Source organism: Microbacterium martis (assembly GCF_047246685.1).
Lineage (GTDB): Bacteria > Actinomycetota > Actinomycetes > Actinomycetales > Microbacteriaceae > Microbacterium.
This window is the reverse complement of record NZ_JBFOKT010000002.1, coordinates 994999-1019837: the sequence shown is the minus strand read 5'-3', so window position 1 is coordinate 1019837 and position 24839 is coordinate 994999. Positions and strand designations below refer to the sequence as shown.

Annotated in this window: 23 protein-coding genes; 9 read left to right on the top strand and 14 right to left on the bottom strand. The window is 69.7% G+C overall.

All coding sequences use genetic code 11. The annotated features are described in order from the left end of the window. Nucleotides 1-38: 38 nt before the first annotated feature. Nucleotides 39-1679: a family 43 glycosylhydrolase gene (locus AB3M90_RS12815; protein ID WP_412952464.1), complete on the bottom strand. Its 1641-nt coding sequence runs from the start codon at nucleotides 1677-1679 to the stop codon at nucleotides 39-41. A gap of 223 nt (nucleotides 1680-1902) precedes the next feature. On the opposite strand from AB3M90_RS12815, the gene AB3M90_RS12810 reads away from it, so the two are divergent. After that, nucleotides 1903-4023, top strand: a complete 2121-nt coding sequence (locus AB3M90_RS12810; protein WP_412952727.1) for an APC family permease — start codon at nucleotides 1903-1905, stop codon at nucleotides 4021-4023. 7 nt (nucleotides 4024-4030) lie between these two features. Here AB3M90_RS12810 and AB3M90_RS12805 read toward each other — a convergent pair whose 3' ends face one another. The 4 genes from AB3M90_RS12805 to AB3M90_RS12790 all read right to left on the bottom strand — a co-directional run bounded on the left by AB3M90_RS12805 (nucleotide 4031) and on the right by AB3M90_RS12790 (nucleotide 6826). Continuing rightward, nucleotides 4031-4882 carry a phytanoyl-CoA dioxygenase family protein gene (locus AB3M90_RS12805; RefSeq protein ID WP_412952462.1) on the bottom strand — a complete coding sequence of 284 codons (852 nt, stop codon included), beginning with the start codon at nucleotides 4880-4882 and terminating at the stop codon, nucleotides 4031-4033. Between the two features lie 87 nt (nucleotides 4883-4969). After that, nucleotides 4970-5803 carry a sugar phosphate isomerase/epimerase family protein gene (locus AB3M90_RS12800; protein WP_412952461.1) on the bottom strand — a complete coding sequence of 278 codons (834 nt, stop codon included), beginning with the start codon at nucleotides 5801-5803 and terminating at the stop codon, nucleotides 4970-4972. Between the two features lie 118 nt (nucleotides 5804-5921). Then, entirely contained in the window at nucleotides 5922-6590 is a 669-nt protein-coding gene (locus AB3M90_RS12795; RefSeq protein ID WP_412952460.1) for an alpha-L-fucosidase, read from the bottom strand. Then, entirely contained in the window at nucleotides 6587-6826 is a 240-nt protein-coding gene (locus AB3M90_RS12790; protein WP_412952459.1) for an acetylxylan esterase, read from the bottom strand. The genes AB3M90_RS12795 and AB3M90_RS12790 overlap by 4 nt, the downstream gene beginning before the upstream one ends. Nucleotides 6827-6979: 153 nt before the next feature. Here AB3M90_RS12790 and AB3M90_RS12785 point away from each other — a divergent pair, with 153 nt between their 5' ends. Further along, nucleotides 6980-7819, top strand: a complete 840-nt coding sequence (locus tag AB3M90_RS12785; protein WP_412952458.1) for a helix-turn-helix domain-containing protein — start codon at nucleotides 6980-6982, stop codon at nucleotides 7817-7819. Nucleotides 7820-7838: 19 nt separating this feature from the next. Here AB3M90_RS12785 and AB3M90_RS12780 read toward each other — a convergent pair whose 3' ends face one another. The 3 genes from AB3M90_RS12780 to AB3M90_RS12770 all read right to left on the bottom strand — a co-directional run bounded on the left by AB3M90_RS12780 (nucleotide 7839) and on the right by AB3M90_RS12770 (nucleotide 9739). Beyond that, on the bottom strand, nucleotides 7839-8210 hold the full coding sequence (locus tag AB3M90_RS12780) for a type II toxin-antitoxin system PemK/MazF family toxin (protein WP_412952456.1): 372 nt from the start codon (nucleotides 8208-8210) through the stop codon (nucleotides 7839-7841). Continuing rightward, nucleotides 8207-8428 (bottom strand): ribbon-helix-helix domain-containing protein, encoded by a 222-nt coding sequence (locus AB3M90_RS12775; protein ID WP_412952454.1) that lies wholly within the window; start codon nucleotides 8426-8428, stop codon nucleotides 8207-8209. The genes AB3M90_RS12780 and AB3M90_RS12775 overlap by 4 nt, the downstream gene beginning before the upstream one ends. A gap of 132 nt (nucleotides 8429-8560) precedes the next feature. Continuing rightward, nucleotides 8561-9739: an SLC13 family permease gene (locus AB3M90_RS12770; protein ID WP_412952453.1), complete on the bottom strand. Its 1179-nt coding sequence runs from the start codon at nucleotides 9737-9739 to the stop codon at nucleotides 8561-8563. 188 nt (nucleotides 9740-9927) lie between these two features. Between AB3M90_RS12770 and AB3M90_RS12765 the strand changes: the two genes are divergently transcribed. From AB3M90_RS12765 to AB3M90_RS12740, 6 genes are all read left to right on the top strand, one after another. Further along, the gene (locus AB3M90_RS12765) at nucleotides 9928-10017 is read left to right on the top strand and encodes a potassium-transporting ATPase subunit F (RefSeq protein ID WP_130495429.1); all 90 of its coding nucleotides are present in this window, start codon (nucleotides 9928-9930) and stop codon (nucleotides 10015-10017) included. Continuing rightward, a complete protein-coding gene (gene kdpA / locus AB3M90_RS12760; protein ID WP_412952451.1) occupies nucleotides 10017-11696 on the top strand; it encodes a potassium-transporting ATPase subunit KdpA in 1680 nt (559 codons plus the stop codon). The genes AB3M90_RS12765 and kdpA overlap by 1 nt, the downstream gene beginning before the upstream one ends. 245 nt (nucleotides 11697-11941) lie before the next feature. Continuing rightward, entirely contained in the window at nucleotides 11942-14245 is a 2304-nt protein-coding gene (kdpB, locus tag AB3M90_RS12755; protein ID WP_412952449.1) for a potassium-transporting ATPase subunit KdpB, read from the top strand. 152 nt (nucleotides 14246-14397) lie between these two features. Further along, nucleotides 14398-15000: a potassium-transporting ATPase subunit KdpC gene (kdpC, locus tag AB3M90_RS12750; RefSeq protein ID WP_412952447.1), complete on the top strand. Its 603-nt coding sequence runs from the start codon at nucleotides 14398-14400 to the stop codon at nucleotides 14998-15000. Further along, the gene (locus AB3M90_RS12745) at nucleotides 14997-17513 is read left to right on the top strand and encodes an ATP-binding protein (protein ID WP_412952445.1); all 2517 of its coding nucleotides are present in this window, start codon (nucleotides 14997-14999) and stop codon (nucleotides 17511-17513) included. The genes kdpC and AB3M90_RS12745 overlap by 4 nt, the downstream gene beginning before the upstream one ends. Then, complete coding sequence (locus tag AB3M90_RS12740) at nucleotides 17510-18184, top strand: response regulator (protein WP_412952443.1); 675 nt, start codon at nucleotides 17510-17512, stop codon at nucleotides 18182-18184. The genes AB3M90_RS12745 and AB3M90_RS12740 overlap by 4 nt, the downstream gene beginning before the upstream one ends. 118 nt (nucleotides 18185-18302) lie before the next feature. Here the strand turns inward: AB3M90_RS12740 and AB3M90_RS12735 are convergent, their stop codons facing one another. Both AB3M90_RS12735 and AB3M90_RS12730 read right to left on the bottom strand, forming a co-directional pair. Further along, a complete protein-coding gene (locus tag AB3M90_RS12735; RefSeq protein WP_412952441.1) occupies nucleotides 18303-19085 on the bottom strand; it encodes a TspO/MBR family protein in 783 nt (260 codons plus the stop codon). A gap of 229 nt (nucleotides 19086-19314) precedes the next feature. Beyond that, a complete protein-coding gene (locus tag AB3M90_RS12730; RefSeq protein ID WP_412952440.1) occupies nucleotides 19315-19881 on the bottom strand; it encodes a TetR/AcrR family transcriptional regulator in 567 nt (188 codons plus the stop codon). 96 nt (nucleotides 19882-19977) lie between these two features. On the opposite strand from AB3M90_RS12730, the gene AB3M90_RS12725 reads away from it, so the two are divergent. Next, complete coding sequence (locus tag AB3M90_RS12725; protein WP_412952438.1) at nucleotides 19978-20820, top strand: alpha/beta fold hydrolase; 843 nt, start codon at nucleotides 19978-19980, stop codon at nucleotides 20818-20820. A 138-nt stretch (nucleotides 20821-20958) separates the two neighbouring features. Here the strand turns inward: AB3M90_RS12725 and AB3M90_RS12720 are convergent, their stop codons facing one another. Genes AB3M90_RS12720 through AB3M90_RS12705 form a run of 4 tightly spaced genes read right to left on the bottom strand, consistent with a single transcriptional unit; the run spans nucleotide 20959 to nucleotide 24815 of the window. Further along, nucleotides 20959-21918, bottom strand: a complete 960-nt coding sequence (locus AB3M90_RS12720; protein ID WP_412952437.1) for a siderophore-interacting protein — start codon at nucleotides 21916-21918, stop codon at nucleotides 20959-20961. Further along, nucleotides 21908-22708: an ABC transporter ATP-binding protein gene (locus AB3M90_RS12715; RefSeq protein ID WP_412952435.1), complete on the bottom strand. Its 801-nt coding sequence runs from the start codon at nucleotides 22706-22708 to the stop codon at nucleotides 21908-21910. The genes AB3M90_RS12720 and AB3M90_RS12715 overlap by 11 nt, the downstream gene beginning before the upstream one ends. Next, nucleotides 22705-23778: a FecCD family ABC transporter permease gene (locus AB3M90_RS12710; protein ID WP_412952434.1), complete on the bottom strand. Its 1074-nt coding sequence runs from the start codon at nucleotides 23776-23778 to the stop codon at nucleotides 22705-22707. Before AB3M90_RS12710 ends, AB3M90_RS12715 begins: the two co-directional genes overlap by 4 nt. After that, the gene (locus tag AB3M90_RS12705; protein WP_412952433.1) at nucleotides 23775-24815 is read right to left on the bottom strand and encodes a FecCD family ABC transporter permease; all 1041 of its coding nucleotides are present in this window, start codon (nucleotides 24813-24815) and stop codon (nucleotides 23775-23777) included. The genes AB3M90_RS12710 and AB3M90_RS12705 overlap by 4 nt, the downstream gene beginning before the upstream one ends. Between the last annotated feature and the right edge of the window lie 24 nt (nucleotides 24816-24839).

The following is a 24839-nucleotide window of genomic DNA, read 5'->3' as shown; positions in this document are numbered from 1 at the left end:
AGCGGGACCGGGCCTCATCGCCGCAGCGCAGCGGGGGATCAGCGCGGCGAGATCTTCACGTTGTCCACAGCCAGCCATTTGCCACCGGGCCCATCGGCCCAGAAGCCGTACCGCACGGTCTTCGTCGACACGGTGAAGTCGACCGTCACGGTCGTCCATCCCGCGGCCGCCGTGTTGAGACTGACGTGCTGCTCGGAGCCGCCGTGGTTCTTCACGAAGGCGTAGGCGGCGTTGAAGCCCGCGCTCGACTTCACGTCGAACTGCAGACGGTAGTCGCCGTTCGCCACCGAGACCTGCTGAGCGAGCGACGAGGTGAAAGCGGTGCTCGCCTGCATCTTCAGCTGCCGGTTGTTCGGCGCACCGAGGTCCTGCACCTTCGCCGCGCCGGCGGTCCCGCCCACCTTCCACTGCGGGATGTCACCACCGATGTCGAAGGCGGCTCCCTGGTCGAACCGGCCGTTCGCCACCGGGTTCCACGACAGGGTGCCGGCGTCGGCATCGACCCAGACATCGGTCGCCCCGTGCAGGGTCGGCGTTCCGGCATCGAACGTCACCGGATACCAGGCGTTGCGACCGACCCCGGGAGGCGCCGGGTCCTTGCCGGGTCCGTAGAACTGCGAGTAGCGATCGCCGTTGTAGAGGTACGACGTGGTGCCGTCGTCGCCGACGACGGGGAAGATCTGGGCGAACTGCGTTCCGAACGACTTCACCGGGTGCGAGCTGTCGACGGGCAGCGGGTTGGTCGGCAGCTTCTTCCAGGTCGAGCTCTGCCAGTCGGTGACGTCGGTGCTCGTCCGGTAGTACGTGTCGGTCGCGTCCCACCAGTACTTGCCCGACGCGAACATGTAGTAGGTCGACCCGATCTTGGTGATCGACGGAGCCTCGTGCGAGGCGGCGCTGTCGTCGTCGACGTTCGGCTCGATCGTCAGCCAGTCATCCGAGAGCGGTGCCACACGCACACCCTCGGCGTTGCGCGACTCGGCGGTGTCGGCCACGTAGACCATGTAGGCATCGGCCCCGTCGACGAACAGGGTGCCGTCGCCCCGTGTGACTCCGTCGGGGTCGGCGGTGGTGACGTCGACGTACTGACGCCCCTGGTACTCGAAGTCGCCGTCGATCCCGTTCGACGCCTCGAAGAACGCGACCGCGTTGCCCAGACCCTTGTTCGCCGAGTTCTTGCGGTTGCCGTTGACCTCGGCGGTCAGGATGAACCGCCCGTCGGGATGCTGCACGAGCTGCGGTCGACCCAGCCACCGTCCTACGGCGAGGTCGGACTCGGGGTCGCCGCCGACGATGCCGCTCTGGCTGTCGGGCACGTCCTTCACGCCGTCGTCGTTCAGGTCGTCATCCCACTGGGTGACCAGCGCCCGCACGAACGTCCAGTTCTCGAGGTCGGTGGAGCTGTAGAGGTTGATCGACTTCGGTGGCGACGTCGGCGCGGAGCCCTGGGGGTCCATGCCGATGCCGACCCAGTAGTAGGTGTCGCCGACGCGGAGGACGTTGCCGCCCTGCGCCTTGATCTGATTGCCGGCGGTGTCGCTCCAGACGGTGTCGTTCGCGATGTGGTCGGACGGCGCCGCGGCGGTCGCGGGGACCCCCACGACGATGAGACCTGCCGCGAGGCCGGCAGACGCGACGAACGCCGCAGCGATGCGACGCGCGGATGATCGGTGGTCCATGAAACTCCTTCGTTCCGGTGGCGGGTGATTCGGAACGATGGTGCCGGACAGAGATCATGCTTGCAAAGCTTTTTCCGAAGATTGTAGCCAAAGGTATACATCCGCAAATAGTGTGCATCACTGATCGGCCGGTGCTCCGACCAAGACCTGCTGTTCCGCGCCCGTAAGGATTCCGTGAGGGATGCCGCACCAACCGTAGGAAATGCGTGAGGATGGCGTGAGGATGCCGGGAGGGGGCGTAGTGTCGCCGGACGTGTCAGACGAAAAACAGGGGACCGCGGAGGCACCGCCGCGCGTCAAGCGCATCCTCATCGGCGACCCGCTGACGAGCGAGCAGGTCGAGGATCAGCTGCTTCCGAAGAAGATGGCTCTGCCGATCTTCGCCTCGGACGCGCTGAGTTCGGTCGCCTACGCGCCGCAGGAACTCGTGATGATCCTCCTGATCGGAGGCCTCGCGTTCCTGTCGTTCACCCCGCTTGTGGCGGCAGCCGTGGTCGTGCTGCTGATCGTCGTCGTGCTCAGTTACCGCCAGCTCATCAAGGCCTACCCGTCCGGCGGTGGCGACTACGAGGTGGCGTCGAAGAACCTCGGCGAGATCCCGGGCGTGATCGTGGCATCCGCGCTGCTGGTCGACTACGTGCTGACGGTGGCCGTGTCGGTCGCCTCGGGGGTCGACAACATCATCTCCGCCCTCCCCGGCCTCGACCCCTGGCGGGTCGAGCTGGCCGTCGGCTTCGTGATCCTCATCATCGTCGTGAACCTGCGCGGCGTGCGCGAGGCCTCCCTGGTCTTCGCCATCCCGACCTACGTCTTCATCGGCTCCGTCGGCTTCATGATCGTCACGGGGCTCGTGCGCACCTTCCTCGGCGACGCGCCGGTGGCCTCCAGCGCCGAGTTCGCCGTGCACGCCGAGGACCTCAGCCAGGCGGCCGTGATCCTCCTCATCCTGCGCGCGTTCTCGAGCGGATGCTCCGCCCTCACCGGCGTCGAGGCCGTGTCGAACGGGGTGCCCGCCTTCCGCACCCCGAAGGTGCGCAACGCCCAGTCGACCCTCGTGCTCATGGGCTCGATCGCGATCTGCCTCTTCGCGGGCCTCACCGCACTGGCTCTCGTCGCGGGCGTGCACTACGCCGAGAACCCGTGCGATCTCGTCGGCTTCGACTGCACCACGCCCCAACCCAGCCTGATGGCGCAGATCGCCGCGGCGACGTTCGGCGGCGGCAGCATCCTGTTCTTCATCGTGCAGGCGGCGACCGCCTGCGTCCTGCTGCTGGCCGCCAACACGGCGTTCAACGGCTTCCCGCTGCTCGGCGCCGTCCTCGCGCGTGACGGGTACGCCCCGAAGTCGCTGAACACCCGCGGCGACCGGCTCGTCTTCTCGAACGGAATGATCCTGCTCGGCATCGCGGCGATCGCGGTGCTGGTGATCTTCCAGGCCCGGCTCACGACTCTGATCCAGCTCTACATCATCGGCGTGTTCGTCTCGTTCTCGCTGGGTCAGATCGGCATGGTGCGGCACTGGCGGCGCGTGCTGCGTTCACCGGCCGAGAAGCGGCCGGGCGACGGCGTGGCCAGCACGGTCCCTGAGCCTGTCGAAGGGTCCGATCGCCGCTCGGCGCGGGTCGGACTCGCGATCAACTCCGCCGGCGCCATCCTCACCGTGCTGGTGCTCGTGATCGTGACGATCACCAAGTTCACGCACGGCGCCTACCTGGTGTTCTTCGCCATCCCGATCCTCGCGTTCCTCATGCTCGGGGTGAAGCGGTACTACCGCGATGTCGAGCATGAGATCGCGATCGACGACACGACGCATTTCGGAGCATCCGGCGACGTCGCCATCGTGCTCGTGAGCCACCTGCAGAAGCCCGTCGTGAAAGCGGTCGACTACGCCGTCGCCGCGAAGCACGGCAAGACCGTCGCCGTGCACGTGGCGGTCGATGCGGATGCTGCGGCGAGACTGCAGAAGGAGTGGGCCGACCACCTCATGCCGATCCCGCTGATCATCCTCGAGTCGCCCTACCGTTCCTTCGCGCAGCCCGTCGCGCAGTACATCACGCAGTACCGCGCCAAGAACGGATCGTCGGTGGTCACCGTCTACCTGCCGCAGTACATCGTCGGCCACTGGTGGGAGTCGTTCCTGCACAACCGTCGCGCCCGCCGCATCGCGAGCCAGCTGATGCTCGTGCACGGCGTCTCGGTGACGCTCGTGCCCTGGCTGCTCGACTCGTCGGAGCTCATCTACGGGCGTCGCTCGCGTCCGCTTCCCGGTCAGGAGCGCGCCGGTCGGCCGGTGGTCGTGCAGGGTCGGCGGGCGCACCGTCCGGCCGGTCCGCCTCAGGACTGAGCCGGGGTCACAGCCCGTCGTCCCAGCGCCAGTGCTCCTGCCAGCGCCAGTCGATGGGGTCGGAGACGCGCTGGTAACGGATGTCGGTCGAAAGGCGCATACGCCCCTCGGTGTCGGTGTTGTCGAGACCCGCGTGGATGATGTGGGCGGAGTGGACCATGACGTCGCCGGCGGCGTAGTCGGCGAGCAGCCAGCGGGAATCGTACTCCTCCGCCAGCGCGGGAAGGTCGGCCGTGATCGATGCCGCCGGACGCTTGAGCTTTCCGGCGGCCTCATCGGCGAGCACCCGGTGGTGGCTGCGCTCGAGGTAGGCGAGACCGCCGCGCTCGATCGGCGTGTCGCCGAGGGGGATCCACATCGAGAGCACCCGGTCGCTGCCCTCACGGAGGTACACGAGGTCGTAGTGCGCCTGCGTGGCGGTGCCGATGCCCGCCTCGCCGGGCACGGTGTGGCGGATGATCTTGCGCCGGTGCAGGTGCACCTCGTCCTCGAACAGCCAGGCGAAGAAGTCCCTGATGGCGGGGGCGGCGCAGAGCGCCTGGTACTCGTCACCGGGGACGATCTCGTCGTACAGGATGCGCCGATAGGCGCCGCGGTCGATCGACCCCGAGCCGGCGATGCCATCGCGCGGGTCGGCATCGGGGGCGGTCACACCCGCTGCGGCGAGCGCCGCGAAGTAGTAGCGCCGGAACTCCCACACGACCTCGGGGTCGAGATGGTTCGTCAGGTACAGGTACCCGTCACGACGGAGGCGCGTCCACAACGCGTCGCGGTCGCCGCGCTCGCTCATGGGCGTCGGCTCGAGGCGGCCCAGCCGAGCTGGACTTTCGTCGAGGACGTAGCCGTTGGATTCGTACATGACATCTATCTTGAACGGCGGATTCTTCGTAGGGAATGGAGTCTCGGGAGACGACGATTGGACTTTCGCGCCGTCTGCGGAGGCGTGTCACGCCGCCGCCGCCGACCTCTCGTAGCGATCACGCAGCAGCCGCATCATCCACCGGTTCATCTCTGTCGGGTCACCGAGAGGTCGGCCGGTGCGCGGGTCCGGGGTGGCGTAGTCGACGGGCCCGAACTCCGCGAGGAAGGTCGGCCGGCGACCCAGATCCTGCAGCCTCTCCACCACGCGGTCCCAGCACTCGAGATGCCTGTCCAGCGCCGCCGCCCACCGAGCCGACTCGGGGTCGTCGATCTGCGGCGATTGCGCATGTCCGAAGCGCGCGTGCACGTGGTCCGCGCGCTCGACGGCGAGATCGACCGCCGCCTGCTGGTCATGGAGCAGCGACTCGGCGACGACGACCCAGTGCGATAGGTCGAGGGTGATGCGCAGGTCGGGATGCCTGTGCAGGAGTCTCGCCGATTCGTGCGCCGACGGCAGCATCCGCGCACGATGGGTCTCGACGAGCACGTCGAGACCGGTACGAGATCGCGCGGCGACGATCTCTTCGGCGAGGTGATCGAGCTGGTGTCCGGCCCAATGATCCCTTCCGGCGTGGAGCGTCACGTGCAGCGGGTCCAGTCCGGAATCGGCGATCGCCGATAGATGGGAGGAGAGCTGCAGCCGTTGTGCGGGGAGCTGCCCCTCTCCCCCGGATGCGAGGAGCGATACTGCGGCCCCGGTCGCCGCGACGGCGCGCGCGAGCTCACGCTGGCCCGCGGCATCCGCCGGCCACCACACCTCGACGCCGTCGTAGCCCGCCGTCTGCGCCGTGTCGATGAGCGCCGCCACGGGCCCGGGCTCGACCCAGTCGTTCATCAGCACGATCGGATGCTTGGTCATCGGCGCCTCCTCGGTCACGCTGACCAGCCTGAACCGGGCCAGGACGATCGTCCATGGATTCTGCGCCGCGACGGTTGGATTCTCGCGATCCTGCCGAGGCCGCGTGGCGATCAGCGTGTCACTCGCGCATGGTGATGGCGATGACCGAGTCGAGTAGGTTCGGGAGCCGATAGGTGAACGAGTCCTCGGGACCGAGCGCCACGAACGCCTGCCCCGGATAGGCGTGCACCACCCATTCCGAGGCGAGGCGCAGCTCGGTCCCGTCGTGGAGCCAGCGCAGCGACACGATGGAATCGTTCGGGATGCCGACCAGATGCAACGGACCGATCGGAGGCTCCATCACATGCGCGTACACCGTGCCACCGGCCTTCGTGTAGCGCCCCCAATCCGGCTTCGGCAGCTCGGCGGGTCCGGCGCCGTAGATGCTCTCGCCGTGCAGCCGCAGCCATTCGCCGACCTCCGCGAAGTCCTCGACGCTCTGCACCGGCCACTCGCCGAGGGCGTTCGGACCGACGTTGAGGAGCAGGTTGCCTCCCTTGCTGACGCACTCGACGAGTTTTCGCACGACCTGGGCGGGGGACTTGAAATCCGTGTCGCCGGGAACGTATCCCCAGTGGTTGTTGTGGGTGACGCATGCTTCCCACGGCACCGCATCGCCGGCGGCATTCCGCACCCCTTCCGCGGGGATGATCATCTCGGGACTCACGAAGTCGCCCGCCCAGACCTCCGGTCGATCCGTGACGAGGCTTCCGAAGCCGCCACCGCTCGTCTCGAGACGGTTGTTCACCGTGATCCCGGGCTGCAGCTCGCGAACGAGATGAGCTCGCCCTGGAAGCCGCTGGTCGTGACGTCGTACACCTCGACCGCCCGAAGGGCGGAGGACTGACGACGGATCTGCGGCGGCAGGGCGCGTGCGCGGCTCTCGGCGAGAGTCGCGGCCCAGAACTCGTCGAAGTCCGCGGGCTCGGCGACGGTCGGGCGGTAGGAGTGCAACTCCTCCGCAGTGAGGTCGAATCGGGGCATGAAGTTCTCCCTTGCAGAACGACCTGGCCCGGATGGAAAAGGGTGTGCCGAAGTCGCGCATATGCAACCCTCCGGTGCGACTGGATGATCGTCCATGGATTTTCGGGACGAGGTGTTGGATTCTTCGCCCGCGAGGAACACACTTGGACGATCATGGAGAATTGGGCCGCCTACACCCGTCCGCCGCAGATGATCGCGGATCTCTCCGTCGCATGCTCCGGAGCCGGCGAGTTCTCCGGGCACGCCGAGGGATTCCGCGGTCGACGCCTGCGCACGCATGCGGCAGTAGTGGTGAGCGAGGGCAGCGGCTGGTTCTCGAGCGCGGCGACCGGGAATGTCGCGTTGACCGCCCCCGTGCTGATGTGGTTGCGCCCGGGGGTCGAGCACGGCTACGGTCCGACCGTCGGGGGCTGGAAGGAGCATTGGATCCTCTACTCCGGATCCACGACGCGCCTGTTCGACGAGGTGGCCGCGCGGGCCCGCGCATTGCCGATCCGAGCTCTCGACGCGCTGCCCGGAGCCCTCGGCGATGTCTTCGCGCGTTTGCGGATCGCCCTCGCCGGAAGCGACATCCTCGACGCCCTGCGAGCATCCGCAGTCTGCTACGAATGGCTCACCGAGCTCTCATCCGCCTCGCCTGACCAGGACGCTCCCGATCTGATCGATGCGTTCACGCGCGATTGCGCCGATCTGGTGCCGATGGCATCGCGAGCGCGACGGCTCGGCGTCGATCTGCCGACGCTTCGCGCCGCCACGATCGCAGCGACCGGACTCACCCCTTTGCAGCTGCTGATCGAAGCGCGGCTCTCGCGGGCGCAATCCCTCCTGGCCGAGACCGACCTCGACATGAGCGCGATCGCCTCCCGTGTCGGATTCGACGACCCCGCCTACTTCTCCCGGCAGTTCGCGCGGCGTCGGGGGCTGTCGCCGACGGCGTTCCGACAGGAGCAGCGGCGGGCATCGGGGGAGGTGCCGCCGCTCTCGGACGCGTAGACCTCGCTCGGACCGGAGCTCAGAGGGACAGATGCAGCCGCAGCCCCTCGTCGATCGCCGCCATCAGCTCTGCCGGGACCCATCCCACCGGACGCACGATGCGGGCCGTCGCGATCGTGCGCACCTGCTCGCATTGCGCTTTCGAGTCTCGGTCGAGCCCGGTGAGGGATGCCGGCAGCAGCACCTGGAACGGCAGCACGCTCGCGACGTTCGAGGTCACGGGCACGACCGTGACGGTGGCTCCAGAGCGACGGACGGCCACGCTGTTGGCGGTGTTGTTGCTGACGATCACGGCAGGCCGGGTCTTGCGGGTGTCAGACCCGACGCCGGGATCGAATGAGACGAGGACGACCTGCCCCCGCCGCAGCAGGGTCGCCGTGTCCTTCCTCACGCCGAGGCCAGACCGTCGGATGCCGCGCTGTCCCACTCCTTGTCATACGACTCGTCGAATGCCTGCGCGTAGGCGTCCGCCAGCCGGCTCTCGCGCAGCATCCGAACGGCATCCTGCACTGCGGCGGAACGCGACGCGTATCTGCCGCTGAGCTGCTCGGTATCCAGAAAGGCGACGTCGCTCTCGCTGAGGCTCAGGCTCACCTTCATCGCGCTCATGAAGCAATGCTACCTCGGTAGCAACGGTATTCGTACCCGATCGTGCAGTCCGTGTCGATGTCGGACATCTCGCGCGACGCGCTGACCGGGCTGCGGGAGGCGGTCCGATCTCGGCTGTGGGTCGGCCGCTGATCAGCCCGCCACGAGAGCGAGCACGAGCGCGGCGGCGGCGACGGTCGGCACCGCGACGGCCGCACCCCAGAGCATGAATCTCGGCCAGCTGATCGTCACGCCGAGGGCGGCGACGCGGTGGTGCCAGAGCAGCGTCGCGAGCGAGGCCCAGGGCGTGACGAGCGGTCCGAGGTTCACCCCGATCAGCAGCGCCATCAGCGCGACCGGGTCGGATGCCGCGGATTCGAGGATCAGGTACGCGGGCAGGTTGTTCACGCCGTTGGCGGCGAGAGCACCCGTGGCGGCCAGCTGCAGCAGTTCGATCGGGCCGTGGCCGCCCGGCGCCGAGGCGGTGAGGAAGGTCAGGATGCCGTTCGCGTGCGCGGTCTGCACCAGCACGAAAAGCGCGGTCGCGAGGCCGATCGCCTGCCAGGGCACGAGCGTGACCCGCAGCACGTGAGGTCGTCTCACGGCGAAGAGCGCCACGAGCAGCACGGCGGCGGCCGTCGCCGGAATCCACACGTCGTGGGTGAGCGCGAGCAGAGGCATGAGCGCGAGCAGGATGCCGGAGGATCCCCAGAACAGGACCCGGTCGGACGGGTGCGCGGCCGACGGCATCCGATACCCGCCGAACAGCGCGCGGCGGTACGCGATCGTGAGCAGGGCGACCGGCACGAGGATGCCGACGAGCGTGGGCGCCCAGCTGAGCGCGACGAAGGATGCCGGCGAATCGCCGATCGCGGGCGCCGCGAGCAGGTTCGTCAGATTCGAGACGGGCAGGGCGAGGGATGCCGTGTTCGCGAGCCACACGGTCGCCAGCGCGAACGGCAGTGGTGAGACGCCGATGCTCTGCGCGAGCACGACGACGACGGGCGTCACGATCACGGCCGTCGTGTCGAGCGAGAGGAACACCGTGCTCACGATCGCGAGCAGCACCACGAACGCCCAGAGCGCGACGACGCGGCCTCGTCCCGCGCGGGCGAGGCGCTGGGCGACCACGTCGAACACCGCCGCGTCGCGGGCCAGCTCGGCCACGATCGTGATGGCCACGACGAAGCCGAGGACCGGGACGATGCGCGCGCCGAGCGCCTCGGCATCCGGGGCGGGGAGGACGCCGGTGACGAGGCAGATCAGGGCGACGGCGACGAGTACCACGACGATGATGGTGCCCGGCCCCAGCCGGCGTCGCGTCACGGTCACTTCGAGAGTGTACGACCCATGAGCATCCCGCATGCATTCGGGCTCGGGCCGTAGGGAGAGCGTGAGGATCGCCGATGCGTCCTGCGGGGAGGAGTTGTATCGACTCTCGTGCTCGACATCATCTACATCGCGCTGACTCTCGCGCTGTTCGCCCTGGTCGCCCTCGTCGCGAAGGCGGTGGAGCGGCGATGATCGTCTTCGAGATCGCCGCGGCCGCGCTCGCCGTCGCCGCCGTCGTCTACCTCGTCGTGGCCCTCGTCGCCCCGGAGAAGTTCTGATGAGCGCCGACATCTGGTTCGGCGTCCTGCAGGCCGCGGTGCTGATCGTCGCGATCGTGCTGCTCTACCGCCCGCTCGGCGACTACATGGCGCGCGTCTTCTCCACGCCGCACGACCTGCGGGTCGAGCGCGGACTGTACCGCGTGATCGGGGTCGACCCGGCATCCGAGCAGACGTGGCGCGCGTATGCCCGCAGCGTCATCGTCTTCTCGGCGGTGGGCCTGCTGCTCGTCTACGCCCTGCAGCGTCTGCAGGCGTTCCTCCCCGAATCGCTGGGCCTGCCCGCAGTGCCCGAAGGGCTCGCGTTCAACACCGCCGCCTCGTTCGTCGCCAACACGAACTGGCAGTCGTACTCGCCCGAGCAGACGATGGGCTACACGGTGCAGCTCGCGGGTCTGACCGTGCAGAACTTCGTGTCGGCCGCGGTCGGTCTCGCGGTCGCGGTCGCGCTCATTCGCGGGTCCGCCCGGCGGGATTCGACGACGATCGGCAACTTCTGGGTCGACCTGATCCGCGCACTGGGGCGCATTCTGCTGCCTCTGGCGCTCATCGGCGCGATCGCGCTGCTCGCCGGCGGCGTGATCCAGAACTTCGCCGGATTCACCGACGTCACCACCGTCTCAGGCGGCACGCAGACCCTCCCCGGCGGCCCCGTCGCCTCACAGGAGGCCATCAAGCTGCTCGGCACCAACGGCGGCGGCTTCTTCAACGCCAACTCCGCGCATCCGTTCGAGAACCCCACCGGATTCACCAACCTGCTGCAAGTCGTGCTCATCCTCATGATCCCGTTCGCGTTGCCGCGCACATTCGGACGGATGCTGGGCGACGACCGGCAGGGCTTCGCGATCGCCGCCGTCATGGGCACGATCTTCCTCGTCTCGACGGTCGCCCTCTCGGCGCTCGAGCTCGCCGGACGCGGCACCGCCCCCGAACTCGCCGGCGCGGCGATGGAAGGCAAGGAGGTGCGCTTCGGCATCCTCGGATCCACACTGTTCGGCAGCGCGAGCACGCTCACGTCGACCGGTGCGGTGAACTCGATGCACGACTCGTACACCGCACTCGGCGGCATGATGCCGATGCTCAACATGATGCTCGGCGAGGTCGCCCCCGGCGGCGTCGGATCGGGACTGTACGGGATGCTGGTGCTCGCCGTGATCGCGGTGTTCGTCGGCGGCCTGCTCGTGGGCCGCACCCCCGAGTACCTCGGCAAGCGCGTCGGGCCGCGCGAGATCACGCTCTCGAGTCTGTACATCCTCGTGACGCCGATCCTCGTGCTGCTCGGCACGGCGCTGAGCTTCGCGATCCCCGGCATCCGGGGAGACGTCGAATCGACCAGCATCCTGAACCCCGGCGTGCACGGCATGAGCGAGGTGCTCTACGCCTTCACCTCGGCAGCGAACAACAACGGCTCCGCTTTCGCCGGCCTGACCGCGAACACGCCCTGGTTCAACACGGCCCTCGGCGTCGCGATGCTTCTCGGACGGTTCCTCCCGATCGTGCTCGTGCTCGCCCTCGCCGGATCGTTCGCCGCCCAGCAGCGCGTGCCCGAGACGACGGGCACCCTGCCCACCCACCGACCCCAGTTCGTCGGACTCCTCACCGCCGTGGCGGTCGTCATCACGGCACTCACCTACTTCCCCGTGCTCGCACTGGGACCCCTCGCCGAAGGACTGATCTGATCATGGACTCCCACGTTTCACACGTTTCGTCTCGCTCCGCTCGCTCAACGCCCGGGGACGGTACCGACGTTTCGTCTCGCTCCGCTCGCTCAACGACCGGGGACGGCTTCCGGTCGCCCCGCGAAGAGCGCAGCGACGAGACGAAACGCCCCGCACCCCGCTCGTTCGGATGGGCGCAGCTCACGCAGGCGCTCCCCGGCGCGCTGCGCAAGCTCAACCCCGCCGCCCTCGCGCGCAACCCCGTCATGCTGCTCGTCTGGGTCGGCGCCGCCTTCACCACCGTGCTCGCGATCGCCGAGCCGTTCCTCGGCGGACCCGCCGACTCCGGCGGCATCCCCGTACCCGGGCCGTTCACCTGGGGCATCGCGATCTGGCTGTGGCTGACCGTGCTCTTCGCGAACGTCGCCGAGTCGGTTGCCGAAGGTCGCGGCAAGGCACAGGCGGCGACCCTGCGCACGACTCGCACGAGCACGATGGCGCGCCGGGTCGTGGGCCCTTCGACGCTGGACTGGGTCGCTGAGCCTGTCGAAGCGGCGCGGGTCGTGGGCCCTTCGACAGGCTCAGGGACCCAGTCAGCGCGGGTCGTGGGCCCTTCGACAGGCTCGGGGACCCGTCCAGCGTGGGTCGTGGGCCCTTCGACAGGCTCGGGGACCCGGTCAGCGTCGCGCATCGAGACCGTCGAGGTGTCGTCGGCGGAGCTGCAGCGCGACGACATCGTGATCGTCACGGCGGGCGAGCTGATCCCCGGCGACGGCGACGTCATCGCCGGCATCGCGACCGTCGACGAATCGGCCATCACCGGCGAGAGCGCACCGGTGATCCGCGAGTCCGGCGGCGACCGCTCGGCGGTCACGGGCGGAACCCGCGTGCTCTCCGACCGCATCGTAGTGCGCATCACCTCGAAGCCCGGCGAGACATTCGTCGACCGCATGATCGCGCTGGTCGAAGGCGCCAGCCGCCAGCGCACCCCGAACGAGATCGCCCTCAACATCCTGCTCGCGAGCCTGTCGATCGTGTTCGTCGTGGTCGTGCTCGCCCTCAACCCGATCGCGTCGTACGCGGCATCCCCCGTCAGCATCCCCGTGCTCATCGCGCTGCTCGTGTGCCTCATCCCGACCACGATCGGCGCCCTGCTGTCGGCCATCGGCATCGCCGGCATGGACCGGCTCGTGCAGCGCAACGTGCTCGCGATGTCGGGCCGAGCGGTCGAGGCCGCGGGCGACGTGACCACCCTGCTTCTCGACAAGACCGGCACCATCACCTACGGCAACCGGCGCGCGCACGAGGTTCTGCCGCTCACCGGCGTCGATGCCGACGACCTTCTGCGGATGGCGGCGCTGTCGTCGCTCGCAGACCCCACGCCCGAGGGCGCCTCGATCGTCGCGCTCGCCGAGAGCCGCGGCATCCAGGTCGAGCAGCCGGCGGATGCCGTCGTCGTGCCCTTCACAGCGCAGACGCGCATGTCGGGACTCGACCTCGCCGACGGCACCCAGATCCGCAAGGGGGCGGGCTCCGCCGTAGCGGCGTGGCTGGGGTGGGGTCCTTCGACGGGCTCAGGGGCCCAGGGCCCTTCGACAGGCTCAGGGACCCAGGGCCCTTCGACAGGCTCAGGGACCCAGGCGGCCCGGGAGCTCACGGACCTGACGGATGCCGTCGCCCAGAGCGGCGGCACGCCGCTCGTCGTCGCGGTGAAAGCGGCACCCGCGAGGGCACACCTGTCGGGAGAAATCACGGATGCCGGAGGAAACGCCGACGAATCGACCGACATCCGTCCGATCTCCCTGCAAGTGTCCACGCAGACGGCGACCGACCGCGTCCTCGGGGTGGTGCACCTCAAGGACGTCGTGAAAGACGGCCTGCGCGAGCGGTTCGATGAGCTGCGCCGCATGGGCATCCGCACGGTCATGGTCACGGGAGACAACCCGCTCACCGCCGCCGCGATCGCGAAGGAGGCCGGCGTCGACGACGTCCTCGCCGAGGCGACGCCCGAGCAGAAGCTCGAGCTGATCAGGCGTGAGCAGGAGGGCGGCCGCCTCGTCGCGATGACCGGCGACGGCACGAACGACGCCCCCGCGCTGGCGCAGGCCGACGTGGGCGTGGCGATGAACACCGGCACCTCGGCCGCGAAGGAGGCCGGCAACATGGTCGACCTCGACTCCGACCCGACCAAGCTCATCGACATCGTCCGCATCGGGAAGCAGCTGCTCATCACCCGCGGAGCGCTCACCACGTTCTCGCTCGCGAACGACATCGCCAAGTACTTCGCGATCATCCCGGCGATGTTCATGGGGGTCTTCCCCGGTCTCGCCGTGCTGAACGTCATGCAGCTGCACTCGCCGGCATCCGCCGTCACGAGCGCGATCATCTTCAACGCCCTCGTGATCGTGTTCCTCATCCCGCTCGCGCTGCGAGGCGTGCGATACCGACCGGCGAGCGCCGCGCAGATCCTCCAACGCAACCTCCTCGTCTACGGGCTCGGGGGCGTGATCGCGCCGTTCGTCGGCATCAAGCTCATCGACCTCGCCGTCAGCCTCATCCCCGGCTTCTGACGCTTCGACAGGCTCAGCGACCCAGGTCGGGTCCCTGAGCCCGACCCAGGTCAGGTCCCTGAGCCCGACCCAGGTCGGGTCCCTGAGCCCGACCCAGGTCAGGTCCCTGAGCCTGTCGAAGGGCCCACCTCGCACGTCGAAAGGATCCATAGATGTCTTCCACCCGCTCCGCCGTCCGCACCACGGGCGTCGCCGTCCGCACGATGCTCCTTCTCACCCTCGTGCTCGGCATCGGCTACACGCTGCTCGTCACGGGGATCGGCCAACTGCTGCTCCCCCACCAGGCGAACGGCTCGCCTCTTCCCGACGACCGGGGCAGCGCATTGATCGGGCAGTCGACGACGGATGCCGCCGGCGAGGCGCTCGCGCAGTACTTCCAGTCCCGCCCCTCCGCCGCCGGCGACGGCTACGACGGGACGAGCTCGGGCGGCAGCAACCTCGGCCCCGAGAACACCGACCTCGTCGCCGCGATCGAGGAGCGCCGCGCCGTGATCGCCGAGCGCGAGGGCGTGAGCGCGGATGCCGTCCCGGCCGACGCCGTGACGGCATCCGGTTCCGGTCTCGATCCGCACATCAGCGTCGACTATGCGCTGCTGCAGGTGCCGCGCGTCGCCGAAGCGCGGGGGATGTCGGCGGACGAGGTGCGCGACCTCGTGGAGTCTAGGATTCAAGGGCGGGATCTGGGATTCCTCGGCGAGGAGCGCATCAACGTCGCCGAGCTCAATCTCGCGCTCGACGAGCGGGAGGGCGAATGACGGCATCCGGCACGCGCGGCAGACTCCGCGTTCTGCTCGGCGCCGCCCCCGGCGTGGGCAAGACCTACGAGATGCTCGCCGAAGGACGCCGTCTGCTCGACGAGGGCCACGACGTCGTGATCGCCCTGGTCGAGACGCACGACCGTGCCGCGACCGCGGCGCAGGCCGTCGGCATCCCCGAGATCCCCCGCCGCACCGATGTGCACCGCGGCGTGCTGCTCAGCGAGATGGATCCGGATGCCGTGCTCGCCCGGCATCCGGAGATCGCCCTCGTCGACGAGCTCGCCCACACCAACGCCCCGGGGTCCGCGAATGCGAAGCGGTGGCAGGACGTCGCGGTGCTGCTCGACGCCGGCATCGACGTCGTCACCACCGTGAACGTGCAGCACATCGAATCGCTGAACGCGGTGGTCGAGAAGATCACCGGCATCGCGCAGCGGGAGACGATTCCGGATGCCGTGGTGCGGGCGGCCGACGAGATCGAGGTCGTCGACCTGGCGCCGCAGTCGCTGCGCGACCGCCTCTCGGCGGGACTGATCTACCCGGCCGAGCGCATCGACGCCGCACTGTCGAACTACTTCCGGCTCGGCAATCTCACCGCGCTGCGCGAACTGGCACTGCTGTGGCTCGCCGACGAGGTCGACTCGGCCCTGCGCAGCTACCGCGCCGATCATGGCATCGAGGGCACCTGGCAGGCACGCGAGCGCGTGGTCGTGGCGCTCACCGGCGGTGCCGAGGGCGAGACGCTGCTGCGCCGGGGTGCCCGCATCGCTGCCCGCTCGGCCGGCGGCGAACTGCTCGCCGTGCACGTCGCCGCGCAGGACGGACTCCGCGACGAGACGCCGGGCGCGCTCGCGGCCCAGCGCTCGCTGGTCGAGTCGCTCGGCGGCACGTTCCACCAGATCATCGGCGACGACATCCCCGGCACGCTGGTCGAGTTCGCCCAGGGCGCCGATGCGACGCAGCTCGTGATCGGCGTGAGCCGCCGCGGTCGCATCGCCGCCGCGCTGACCGGCCCCGGAATCGGCTCGGAGGTCATCCGCCGCTCGGGCGACATCGACGTGCACATCGTCACGCACGCCGCGGCGGGCAACCGCGTGCGCCTCCCCCGCATCACCGGCGGCGCACTGGGATGGCGGCGGCAGGTGCTCGGTTTCGCGGTCGCACTCGTGTTCGGGCCGCTGCTGTCGTGGATCATGTTCACGTTCCGCAGTCCCGAATCGATCACGGCCGAGGTGCTCGCCTACCAGCTGCTCGTCGTCGTGGTGGCGCTCGTCGGCGGCGTGCGCCCCGCCGTGTTCGCCGCGGTGCTCTCGGGCATCACCCTCGACTTCCTGTTCGTCGCGCCGCTGTTCACCATCACCGTCGCGCATCCGCTGCACGTGCTCGCCCTCGCGCTGTACGTCGTGATCGCCGTGCTCGTGAGCATCATCGTCGACCAGGCCGCCCGTCGCGCCCGCACCGCGCAGCGCGCCGCCGCCGAAGCCGAGCTGCTCGCCGCCGTCGCCGGGAACGTGCTGCGCGGCGACAACGCGCTGATCGCGCTCGTCAGCCGCACCCGCGAGGCGTTCGGGCTGGCCGGCGTGCGTCTGCTCACACCCGACGGTCAGGTGCTCGCGAGCGACGGGGAGCCCGTGCCCGACGGGCGCACCACCCGCATCGACGTGGGCGGGGCGTCGCCGGCGATCCTCGAACTGAGCGGCGAACCCCTCGACAGCCCCGCTCGACGCCTCCTCGACGCGATCGTCGCGCAGCTCGCCGCCGCGATCGAGCACACCGACCTGCGCGCCACGGCTCGAGAGGCGGTCGCACTGGCCGAGACCGACCAGGTGCGCACGGCCCTGCTGTCGGCGGTCAGCCACGACCTGCGGCGTCCGCTCGCCTCGGCGGTCGCCGCGATCGGCGGCCTCCGCGGAGCCCACGCGCTGTCGGCATCCGATCGTGAGGAGCTTCTGGCGACCGCCGACGAGAGTCTCGCGACCCTGTCGACGTTGGTCACCGATCTGCTCGACGTGAGCCGGGTGCAGGCGGGCGTGCTGGCCGTTTCCCTCCTGCGACTCGACGTCGCCGGCCCGGTGCTCGCCGCCGTCGACGAGCTCGGCCTGGGCCCCGACGACGTGGAGCTGGCGCTCGACCCCGACCTGCCCGCGGTCGCGGCCGATCCCGTGCTGCTGCAGCGCGTGCTCGTCAACGTCGTCGCCAACGCCCACCGCCATGCACCCGACGACGACCGGGTGATCGTGTCGACGAGCGCGATCGGCGACCACGCCGAGATCCGGGTCATCGATCGCGGCTCCGGCGTGCCGGTCGAGAAGCGCGACGCGATCTTCCAGCCCTTCCAGCGTCTCGGCGACACCGACAACACGACGGGGCTCGGGCTCGGGCTCGCGCTGTCACGAGGATTCGCCGAGGGCATGGGCGGTAGCCTGACACCCGAGGACACCCCGGGTGGGGGACTCACGATGGTCATCTCACTGCCGCTCGCCGGCGCCGACACGGGGGGCACGGAGTGAAGCTGCTCATCGCCGACGACGACCCGCAGATGGTGCGGGCGCTGCGCATCACACTGGCGGCGCACGGCTACGAGGTCGTTGTCGCGTCGGACGGCGCGGCGGCCGTGGCGGCAGCCGCGCAGGCGCACCCCGACCTCATCATGCTCGACCTCGGCATGCCGCGGCTCGACGGCATCGAGGTCATCCAGGCGCTGCGCGGATGGACGAGTGTGCCCATCATCGTCGTCTCCGGGCGCACCGGATCGGCCGACAAGGTCGAGGCGCTCGACGCCGGCGCCGACGACTTCGTCACCAAGCCGTTCCAGGTCGACGAGCTGCTCGCGCGGCTGCGCGCCCTGTCGCGCCGCGCCACTCCCGCGGGCGAGTCGACCGTCGCGTTCGCAGACGTCGTGGTCGACCTCGCGACCAAGACCGTGACGCGCTCCGGCTCGCGGGTGCACCTCACGCCGACCGAGTGGCGGATGCTGGAGCATCTCGCCCGGCATCCCGGCGCCCTCGTCACCCGACAGGACCTCCTGAAGGAGATCTGGGGAAGCGAGCAGGTCTCCGACTCGGGCTATCTCCGGCTGTACATGTCACAGCTGCGCAAGAAGCTCGAGCGAGAGCCCGGGTCGCCCGCGCACCTGCTGACCGAGTCGGGCATGGGCTACCGGCTGGTACTGGGTCCCTGAGCCTGGGTCCCTGAGCCTGTCGAAGGGCCCCTGGGTCCCTGAGCCTGTCGAAGGGCCCCTGGGTCCCTGAGCCTGTCGAAGGGCCCCAGGGTCCCTGAGCCTGTCGAAGGGCCCGTGATCACCCGCGCCGTCGACGGAGCACGGCGACGATCCCGGCGATGACGAGCAGCACGGCGACGACGACGGCGGCGACCGCGGTCGGGGTGCTCTGCGGTTCTCCCGAGATGCGGCCGACGGCCAGCCAGCCGAGACCCCACGCCGTCGCCAGTGCGGGCGCGATCCGTCCGGTGAACCAGGCGGTGCTCACCCCGATGACCAGCACGACGACGAGCACCGCGACGGCCCAGACATCGGCCTGATCCGCCCAGCTCGCCGGGGCGATCCGCGTCAGCCATGCGGCGGCGTTCGCGACCGTGGCGATGGTCACCCATCCGAAGTGCAGGCCGTTCGCCCCGTCGGTGACGATGCGGTCGACGAGGTTCTTCGCGGGCATCCGCCCCAGCAGCACGACGATGCGCGCGAGCACGGCGAGCAGCAGCGAGATGACGACCACCGTCAGCCACAGCGTCAGGTACCGCGCCGTCACGAGCCACAGGCCGTTCAGCACCAGGGATGCGGCGATCCATCCGCCGACGGCTCGCTGCCGAGCATCCGCCCGCTGCGCCGGCAGCGCCTGCCACACCGTGTGGGCGAGCAGGCCGAGATAGATCAGCGACCAGATCGAGAAGGCGGGTCCGGCCGGGGCCAGGTACGACCCCTGCGCCGAGAGAGCGCCGTCCTGCAGCTCGTCGACGGACTCTCCGCCGAAAGCCCCGGCCCCGAAGGCGGCGGCGATCAGCATGAAGGATGCCGCGGCGATGACCACGGCCTGGCGGGCGATGTCGTGCGTCCGGGATTCCATGGGTCGGACTCTAGCATCGAATCGCTAACCAAGTAAGAGATCTACCTGGCTTACGAACTGCCCGCTACGAATGTCGGGAGTTTTCACGGATGCCGGACGACACGCCGCCCTCCCGCCCGGCATCCGTCCGTTCGCCCGACAAATGTCTCGCCGAGCCCGGGCCGGCATCCGTCCGTTCGCCCGACAGGTGTGTCGCGCCGCAACGGGCCGCGCCGTACCCGGGCCGAGCTCAGGACCCGGCGACGGCGGCGGCGATCAGCACCTCGGCCGCGCTCCGCGCCTGCACAGCCACCTGCGGGTCGGCCGAGATGGCCGCGGTGCTCTGCGCGCCCTCGGCGAGCAGGGACAGCTGCGCGGCGAGGAGCGGAGGCGCTCCGATTCCGGCGACCAGACCCGCCATGTACTCCTGGAACGACGCCTTGTGCGTGCGCACCACCTCGGCGACCTCGGGATTCGTGCCGCCGAGCTCGCCGAAGGCGTTGATGAAAGCGCAGCCACGGAAACCGTCGGTGCAGAACCAGTCCTCGAGGTACGCGTACACCGTCAGCAGACGCGCGCGCGGGTCGCCGCCGGCATCCGCCACCGCGGCCGACAGGCCGTTCTCCCACTCCGTGTGCTTTCGGGCGAGCACCGCGGCCACGATGTCGTTCTTGGCCGGGAACAGCGCGTAGAGGCGCCGCAGCGACACGCCGGCCGCGGCGCGCAGCTCGTCCATGCCGACGGCGGCGTACCCCTTGCGGTAGTAGAGCTCCTCCGCGGCGGAGAGGATGCGCTCGCGAGCCTCTTCTTCGGTCATGTCCACGAGTGTACTTGACACGAGAACGAACGTTCTCTAGATTGAACACATCGAGCGAGAACGATCGTTCTCACCGGGACCGAAAGGATCAGGATCATGGGATACATCACCGTCGGGAACGAGAACAGCACCCCGATCGAGCTCTACTACGAAGACCAGGGGTCGGGGCAGCCCGTCGTCCTGATCCACGGCTACCCGCTCGACGGACACAGCTGGGAGCGCCAGACCCGCGAGCTCCTCGACCAGGGCTACCGCGTCATCACCTACGACCGCCGCGGCTTCGGCGGCTCCTCCAAGGTGAACGCCGGCTACGACTACGACACGTTCGCCGCCGACCTCAACACCGTGCTCGAGACGCTCGACCTGCGCGACGTGGTGCTCGTCGGCTTCTCGATGGGCACCGGCGAGCTCGCCCGCTACGTCGCGAAGTACGGGCACGAGCGCGTCGCGAAGCTCGCCTTCCTCGCCTCGCTCGAGCCGTTCCTCGTGCAGCGCGACGACAACCCCGAGGGCGTCCCGCAGGACGTGTTCGACGGAATCGAGGCCGCCGCCAAGGGCGACCGCTTCGCGTGGTTCACCCAGTTCTACAACGACTTCTACAACCTCGACGAGAACCTCGGCTCGCGCATCAGCCAGGAGGCCGTCACCGGCAGCTGGAACGTCGCGATCGGCAGTGCTCCCGTCGCCGCCTACGCCGTGGTGCCCGCGTGGATCGAGGACTTCCGCGGCGACGTCGAGGCCGTGGCCGCGGCCGGCAAGCCGACCCTGATCCTGCACGGCACGAAGGACAACATCCTGCCCATCGACGCCACCGCGCGCCGGTTCCGTCAGGCTGTTCCGGATGCCGAGTACGTCGAGGTGGAGGGCGCCCCGCACGGTCTGCTCTGGACCCACGCGGATGAGGTCAACGCCGCGCTGAAGGGATTCCTCGCGAAGTAGCGGCGGCGGGCGCGCGTCGAGCGCTGTACGCCTCAGAAGGTCTTGTACGTCTGACAAGGACGGATTCGCCGAATCCGACCTTGTCAGGCGTACTTGTCTTGCGGGGCGCTCGCTCAGCAGCGAACCCGAGGCACGCGCTCAGCCGCGCATGGCGACGCCGCGGCGCCAGTACCCCATGAAAGCGACCTGCGAGCGGTCGATGCCGAGGTCTTTCACCAGGTGCCGGCGCAGCGTCGTCACGACACCGCTCTCCCCCGCGATCCAGAAGTACCGCTCCGGCCGGGCGTCGGTGACGGCGATCTCCTCGCCGAGCCCGGAGTAGTCGGGGGTCTCCCAGAGCAGGTCCTCGGTCTCGACGTCCTTCACGCTGATCTCGTCGGACGCGTCCGCGTCACCGAGGTGCGCGAGCACCGCCGGGATGACCTCGAGTCCGTGCAGCTGCCCCTCGGCGCGCGGCAGCCAGCGCACCTCGACGCCCTCCGGCGCATCGATCGCGAGCGCGTCATCGGCCGACGGCACCTCGAGGAAGGCGATGCCGCGCAGGTCGCGGGGCGCGTCTTCGAGGATGCGCGCGATCGCCGGCGCTGCGGTCTCGTCGCCGACGAGCACCACCGATCGCGCGTCGCCCGGGGCGTACTCCGCACCGCCGTGCTCGACGACCCCGCGGCGCGGACCGACGAGGAACAGCTCCTGCCCCACCTCGGCGGTGCTCGCCCAGCGAGAGGCGGGGCCGCTGAGGCCGGGGGCGAGGTGCAGCACGAAGTCGATGTCGACCTCGGTGTCGCCCGAGACCGGATCGACCCGCAGCTCGCGCACCGAATACGTGCGCATGGACCCGCGCTCCTCTTCGGGCACGGCGAGATACGACCCCCACCAGTCGTCGGTGTCGCGATCGAGCGGGGGCAGGATGCCGGATGCCGGCGGGAAGACGAGCTTGACCCGCGAGTCGAAGACCTGGCCGGGCGTGCAGAACTCGAACAGCTCGTCGCCGCCGAAGGTCACGCGGGCGAAATTGGGCGACACGCGCGACACGGCGCGCACCCGGGCGCGGGTGAGGATGTAGGTCGGACGCTCGGTGGTGGTCTGCTCAGCGGACATGATGCCTTCCGATCGGTGTGACCATCGGCTTGCCGGAGACCGGGTCGGTGGTGATCTGGTTGGGGAGGCCGAAGACCTCTTCGACGATGTCGGCGGTGATGACGTCGTGCGGCGCACCCGTGGCGTGCACGCGACCCTCCTTCATGGCCACGAGCTCGTCGGCGTACCGCGCGGCCATGTTGAGGTCGTGCAGCACCATGACGATGGTCGTGCCGCGCGACACGCTCAGGTCGGTCAGCAGGTCGAGCACCTCGATCTGATGGGCGACGTCGAGGAACGTGGTGGGCTCGTCGAGCAGCAGGATGTCGGTCTCCTGCGCGAGCGCCATGGCGATCCATACGCGTTGACGCTGGCCGCCCGACAGCTCGTCGACGCTGCGGTCGGCGAGCTCGGTGACCCCGGTGGCGTCGAGCGCGTCGGCGACGACCTCGTAGTCGTGGGCGCTCCACCGCGCGAGCGCCTTCTGATGCGGGTGTCGGCCGCGGCCGACCAGGTCGGCCACGGCGATGCCCTCGGGGGCGATGGGCGACTGCGGCAGCAGCCCGAGAATGCGGGCGACCTCTTTCGTCGGACGGGCGTGCACCGACTTGCCGTCGAGCACGACCTGTCCGGCGCTGGGCGACAGCAGCCGCGCGAGGGAGCGGAGCAGCGTCGACTTGCCGCATCCGTTCGCTCCCACGATGGTGGTGATCTTGCCCGGGGCGACGGTGAGATCGAGCCCGTCGATGATGGTGCGATCGCCGTAGGCGAGCGTCACCCCTTCGGCCGACAGGCTGTGCGAGACGGTCATAGCGAACCCCCGGAGCGGTTGGTGCGGATGAGCAGGTAGATCAGATACGGCGCGCCCAGCACGCCGGTGACGACACCGACGGGGTACCGCGCGCCGAGGGCGAACTGGGCGATCAGGTCGCCGGCGAGCACGAGCGCCGCGCCGACGAGCGCGCTCGGCAGCAGCAGGGTGGCACCCGGCCCGGTGATCCGCGCCGCGATGGGTCCGGCCATGAAGGCGACGAACGCGATCGGGCCGGTAGCGGCGGTGGCGAAGGCGAGGAGGGCGACCGCACCGAGGATGAAGAGCAGGCGCGTCCACGTGACCCGCACCCCGAGGCCGGCGGCGGAGTCGTCGCCGAGCTGCATCGCCCCCAGCGCCCGGCCCTGCGACAGCATCAGCGGGATGATGACCGCGGCGGCGACCGCCATCGGCAGCACCCGCTCCCACGAGGCGTTGTTCAGACTGCCCGTGAGCCACTGCATCGCGGTCTGGATGTCCCAGTTCGGCGCACGCGACAGCAGGTACGAGATGACGCTCTGCAGCATGGCGGAGATGCCGATGCCGATGAGGATGAGTCGCGTGCCGGCGAAGCCGCCGCGGATCGAGAGCAGATAGATCACGAGCGCGGTGACCACGGCGCCCAGCAGCGCGAAGACCGACACCACGGGCCCGTTGAGCGAGAGCACGATGATGCCGAAGACGGCCGCGGCTCCGGCGCCGTTCGAGATGCCGATGATGTCGGGCGAGGCCAGCGGATTGCGCAGCAGGGTCTGGAAGCTCACGCCGGCGATCCCGAACGCGAGACCGGTGAGCACCGCGAGCACCGCCCTCGGCAGCCGGAGCTCACCGACCGTGAACGACGCACCGGGGACGGTCTCGCCGAGGATCACCCGGACGACCTCGACGGGAGTGTAGAAGGTGTTGCCGACCATCAGAGCCACGGCGAACAGGGCGAAGACGAGAACGGCGAGCGCGATGGTCGCCACGGCATGGCGACGGTGCCGCGCGCGGCGCCCGGCGATGACGGCGGCGACCCGGTCGGACGCCGACTGGTTCGAGCGGTCGAGGGTGTGCAGGGTGGCGGTCACAGGTCACGCACCTTCTGGCGACGGACGATCCAGATGAAGAACGGGGCGCCGATGATCGCCGTGATGATGCCGACCTGGATCTCCTCCGACGACGGGGCGATCACCCGTCCGACGATGTCGCTCGCGACGAGGAGCGCCGCGCCGGCCATCGCCGAGAACGGCAGCAGCCACCGATGGTCGGTGCCGACGAGCATCCGGCAGACGTGCGGGATGACGAGGCCGACGAAGCCGATCGGGCCGGCGATGGCCGTCGCCGCCCCGGCGAGGATCACCGCGCCGAGGGCCGACAGCAGCCGCGTGCGGAATACGTGCTCGCCGAGGCCCTTCGCCATGTCGTCGCCGAGGGCGAGCGAGTTCATGCCCCGCGCGCAGAGCAGGCAGATCAGGGCGCCGACGCCCAGGACCGGGGCGGTGATCGCGATGCGCGGCCACTCCGCTCCGCCGACGCCGCCGATCTGCCACGACTGGAAGGTCTGCAGCAGGTCGACCCGCGGCAGCATGACGGCGCCGATCAGCGAGGCGAACGCGGCGGAGGTCGCCGCGCCGGCGAGGGCCAGCTTCAGCGGTGTCGCCCCGCCGCGTCCGAGCGATCCGACGGCGTACACGAAGGTGGCGGCGATCCCGGCCCCGACGATGGCGAGGGCCATCTGCCCGAACGGGTTCACCAGCCCGACGAAGGCGATGCCCATGACCACCGCGAGGGAGGCGCCGTTCGAGACGCCCAGGATGCCGGGGTCGGCGACCGGATTGCGCGTGACGGCCTGCATCGTCGCACCGGAGAGGGCGAGCGCCGCTCCCACCAGCACCGCGAGCACCGTGCGCGGAACACGCTTGACGATGGCGGCCTGCGCGATCGTGTCGTCGTGCCCGGCGAGCGCGGCGAGGATGTCGTCGATGGAGACGGCGCGCACGCCGAACGACACCGACAGGATGCTGAGGAGCACGAGCAGCCCCACTCCTGCGGCCAGCCAGAGCGTGCGCACCAGCACCGGGCGCCGCAGGTCTGCGGCGCCCGGTGCGATGGTGGTGGCTGTCATGGTCGGGATCGCTCCGCGGTGGCG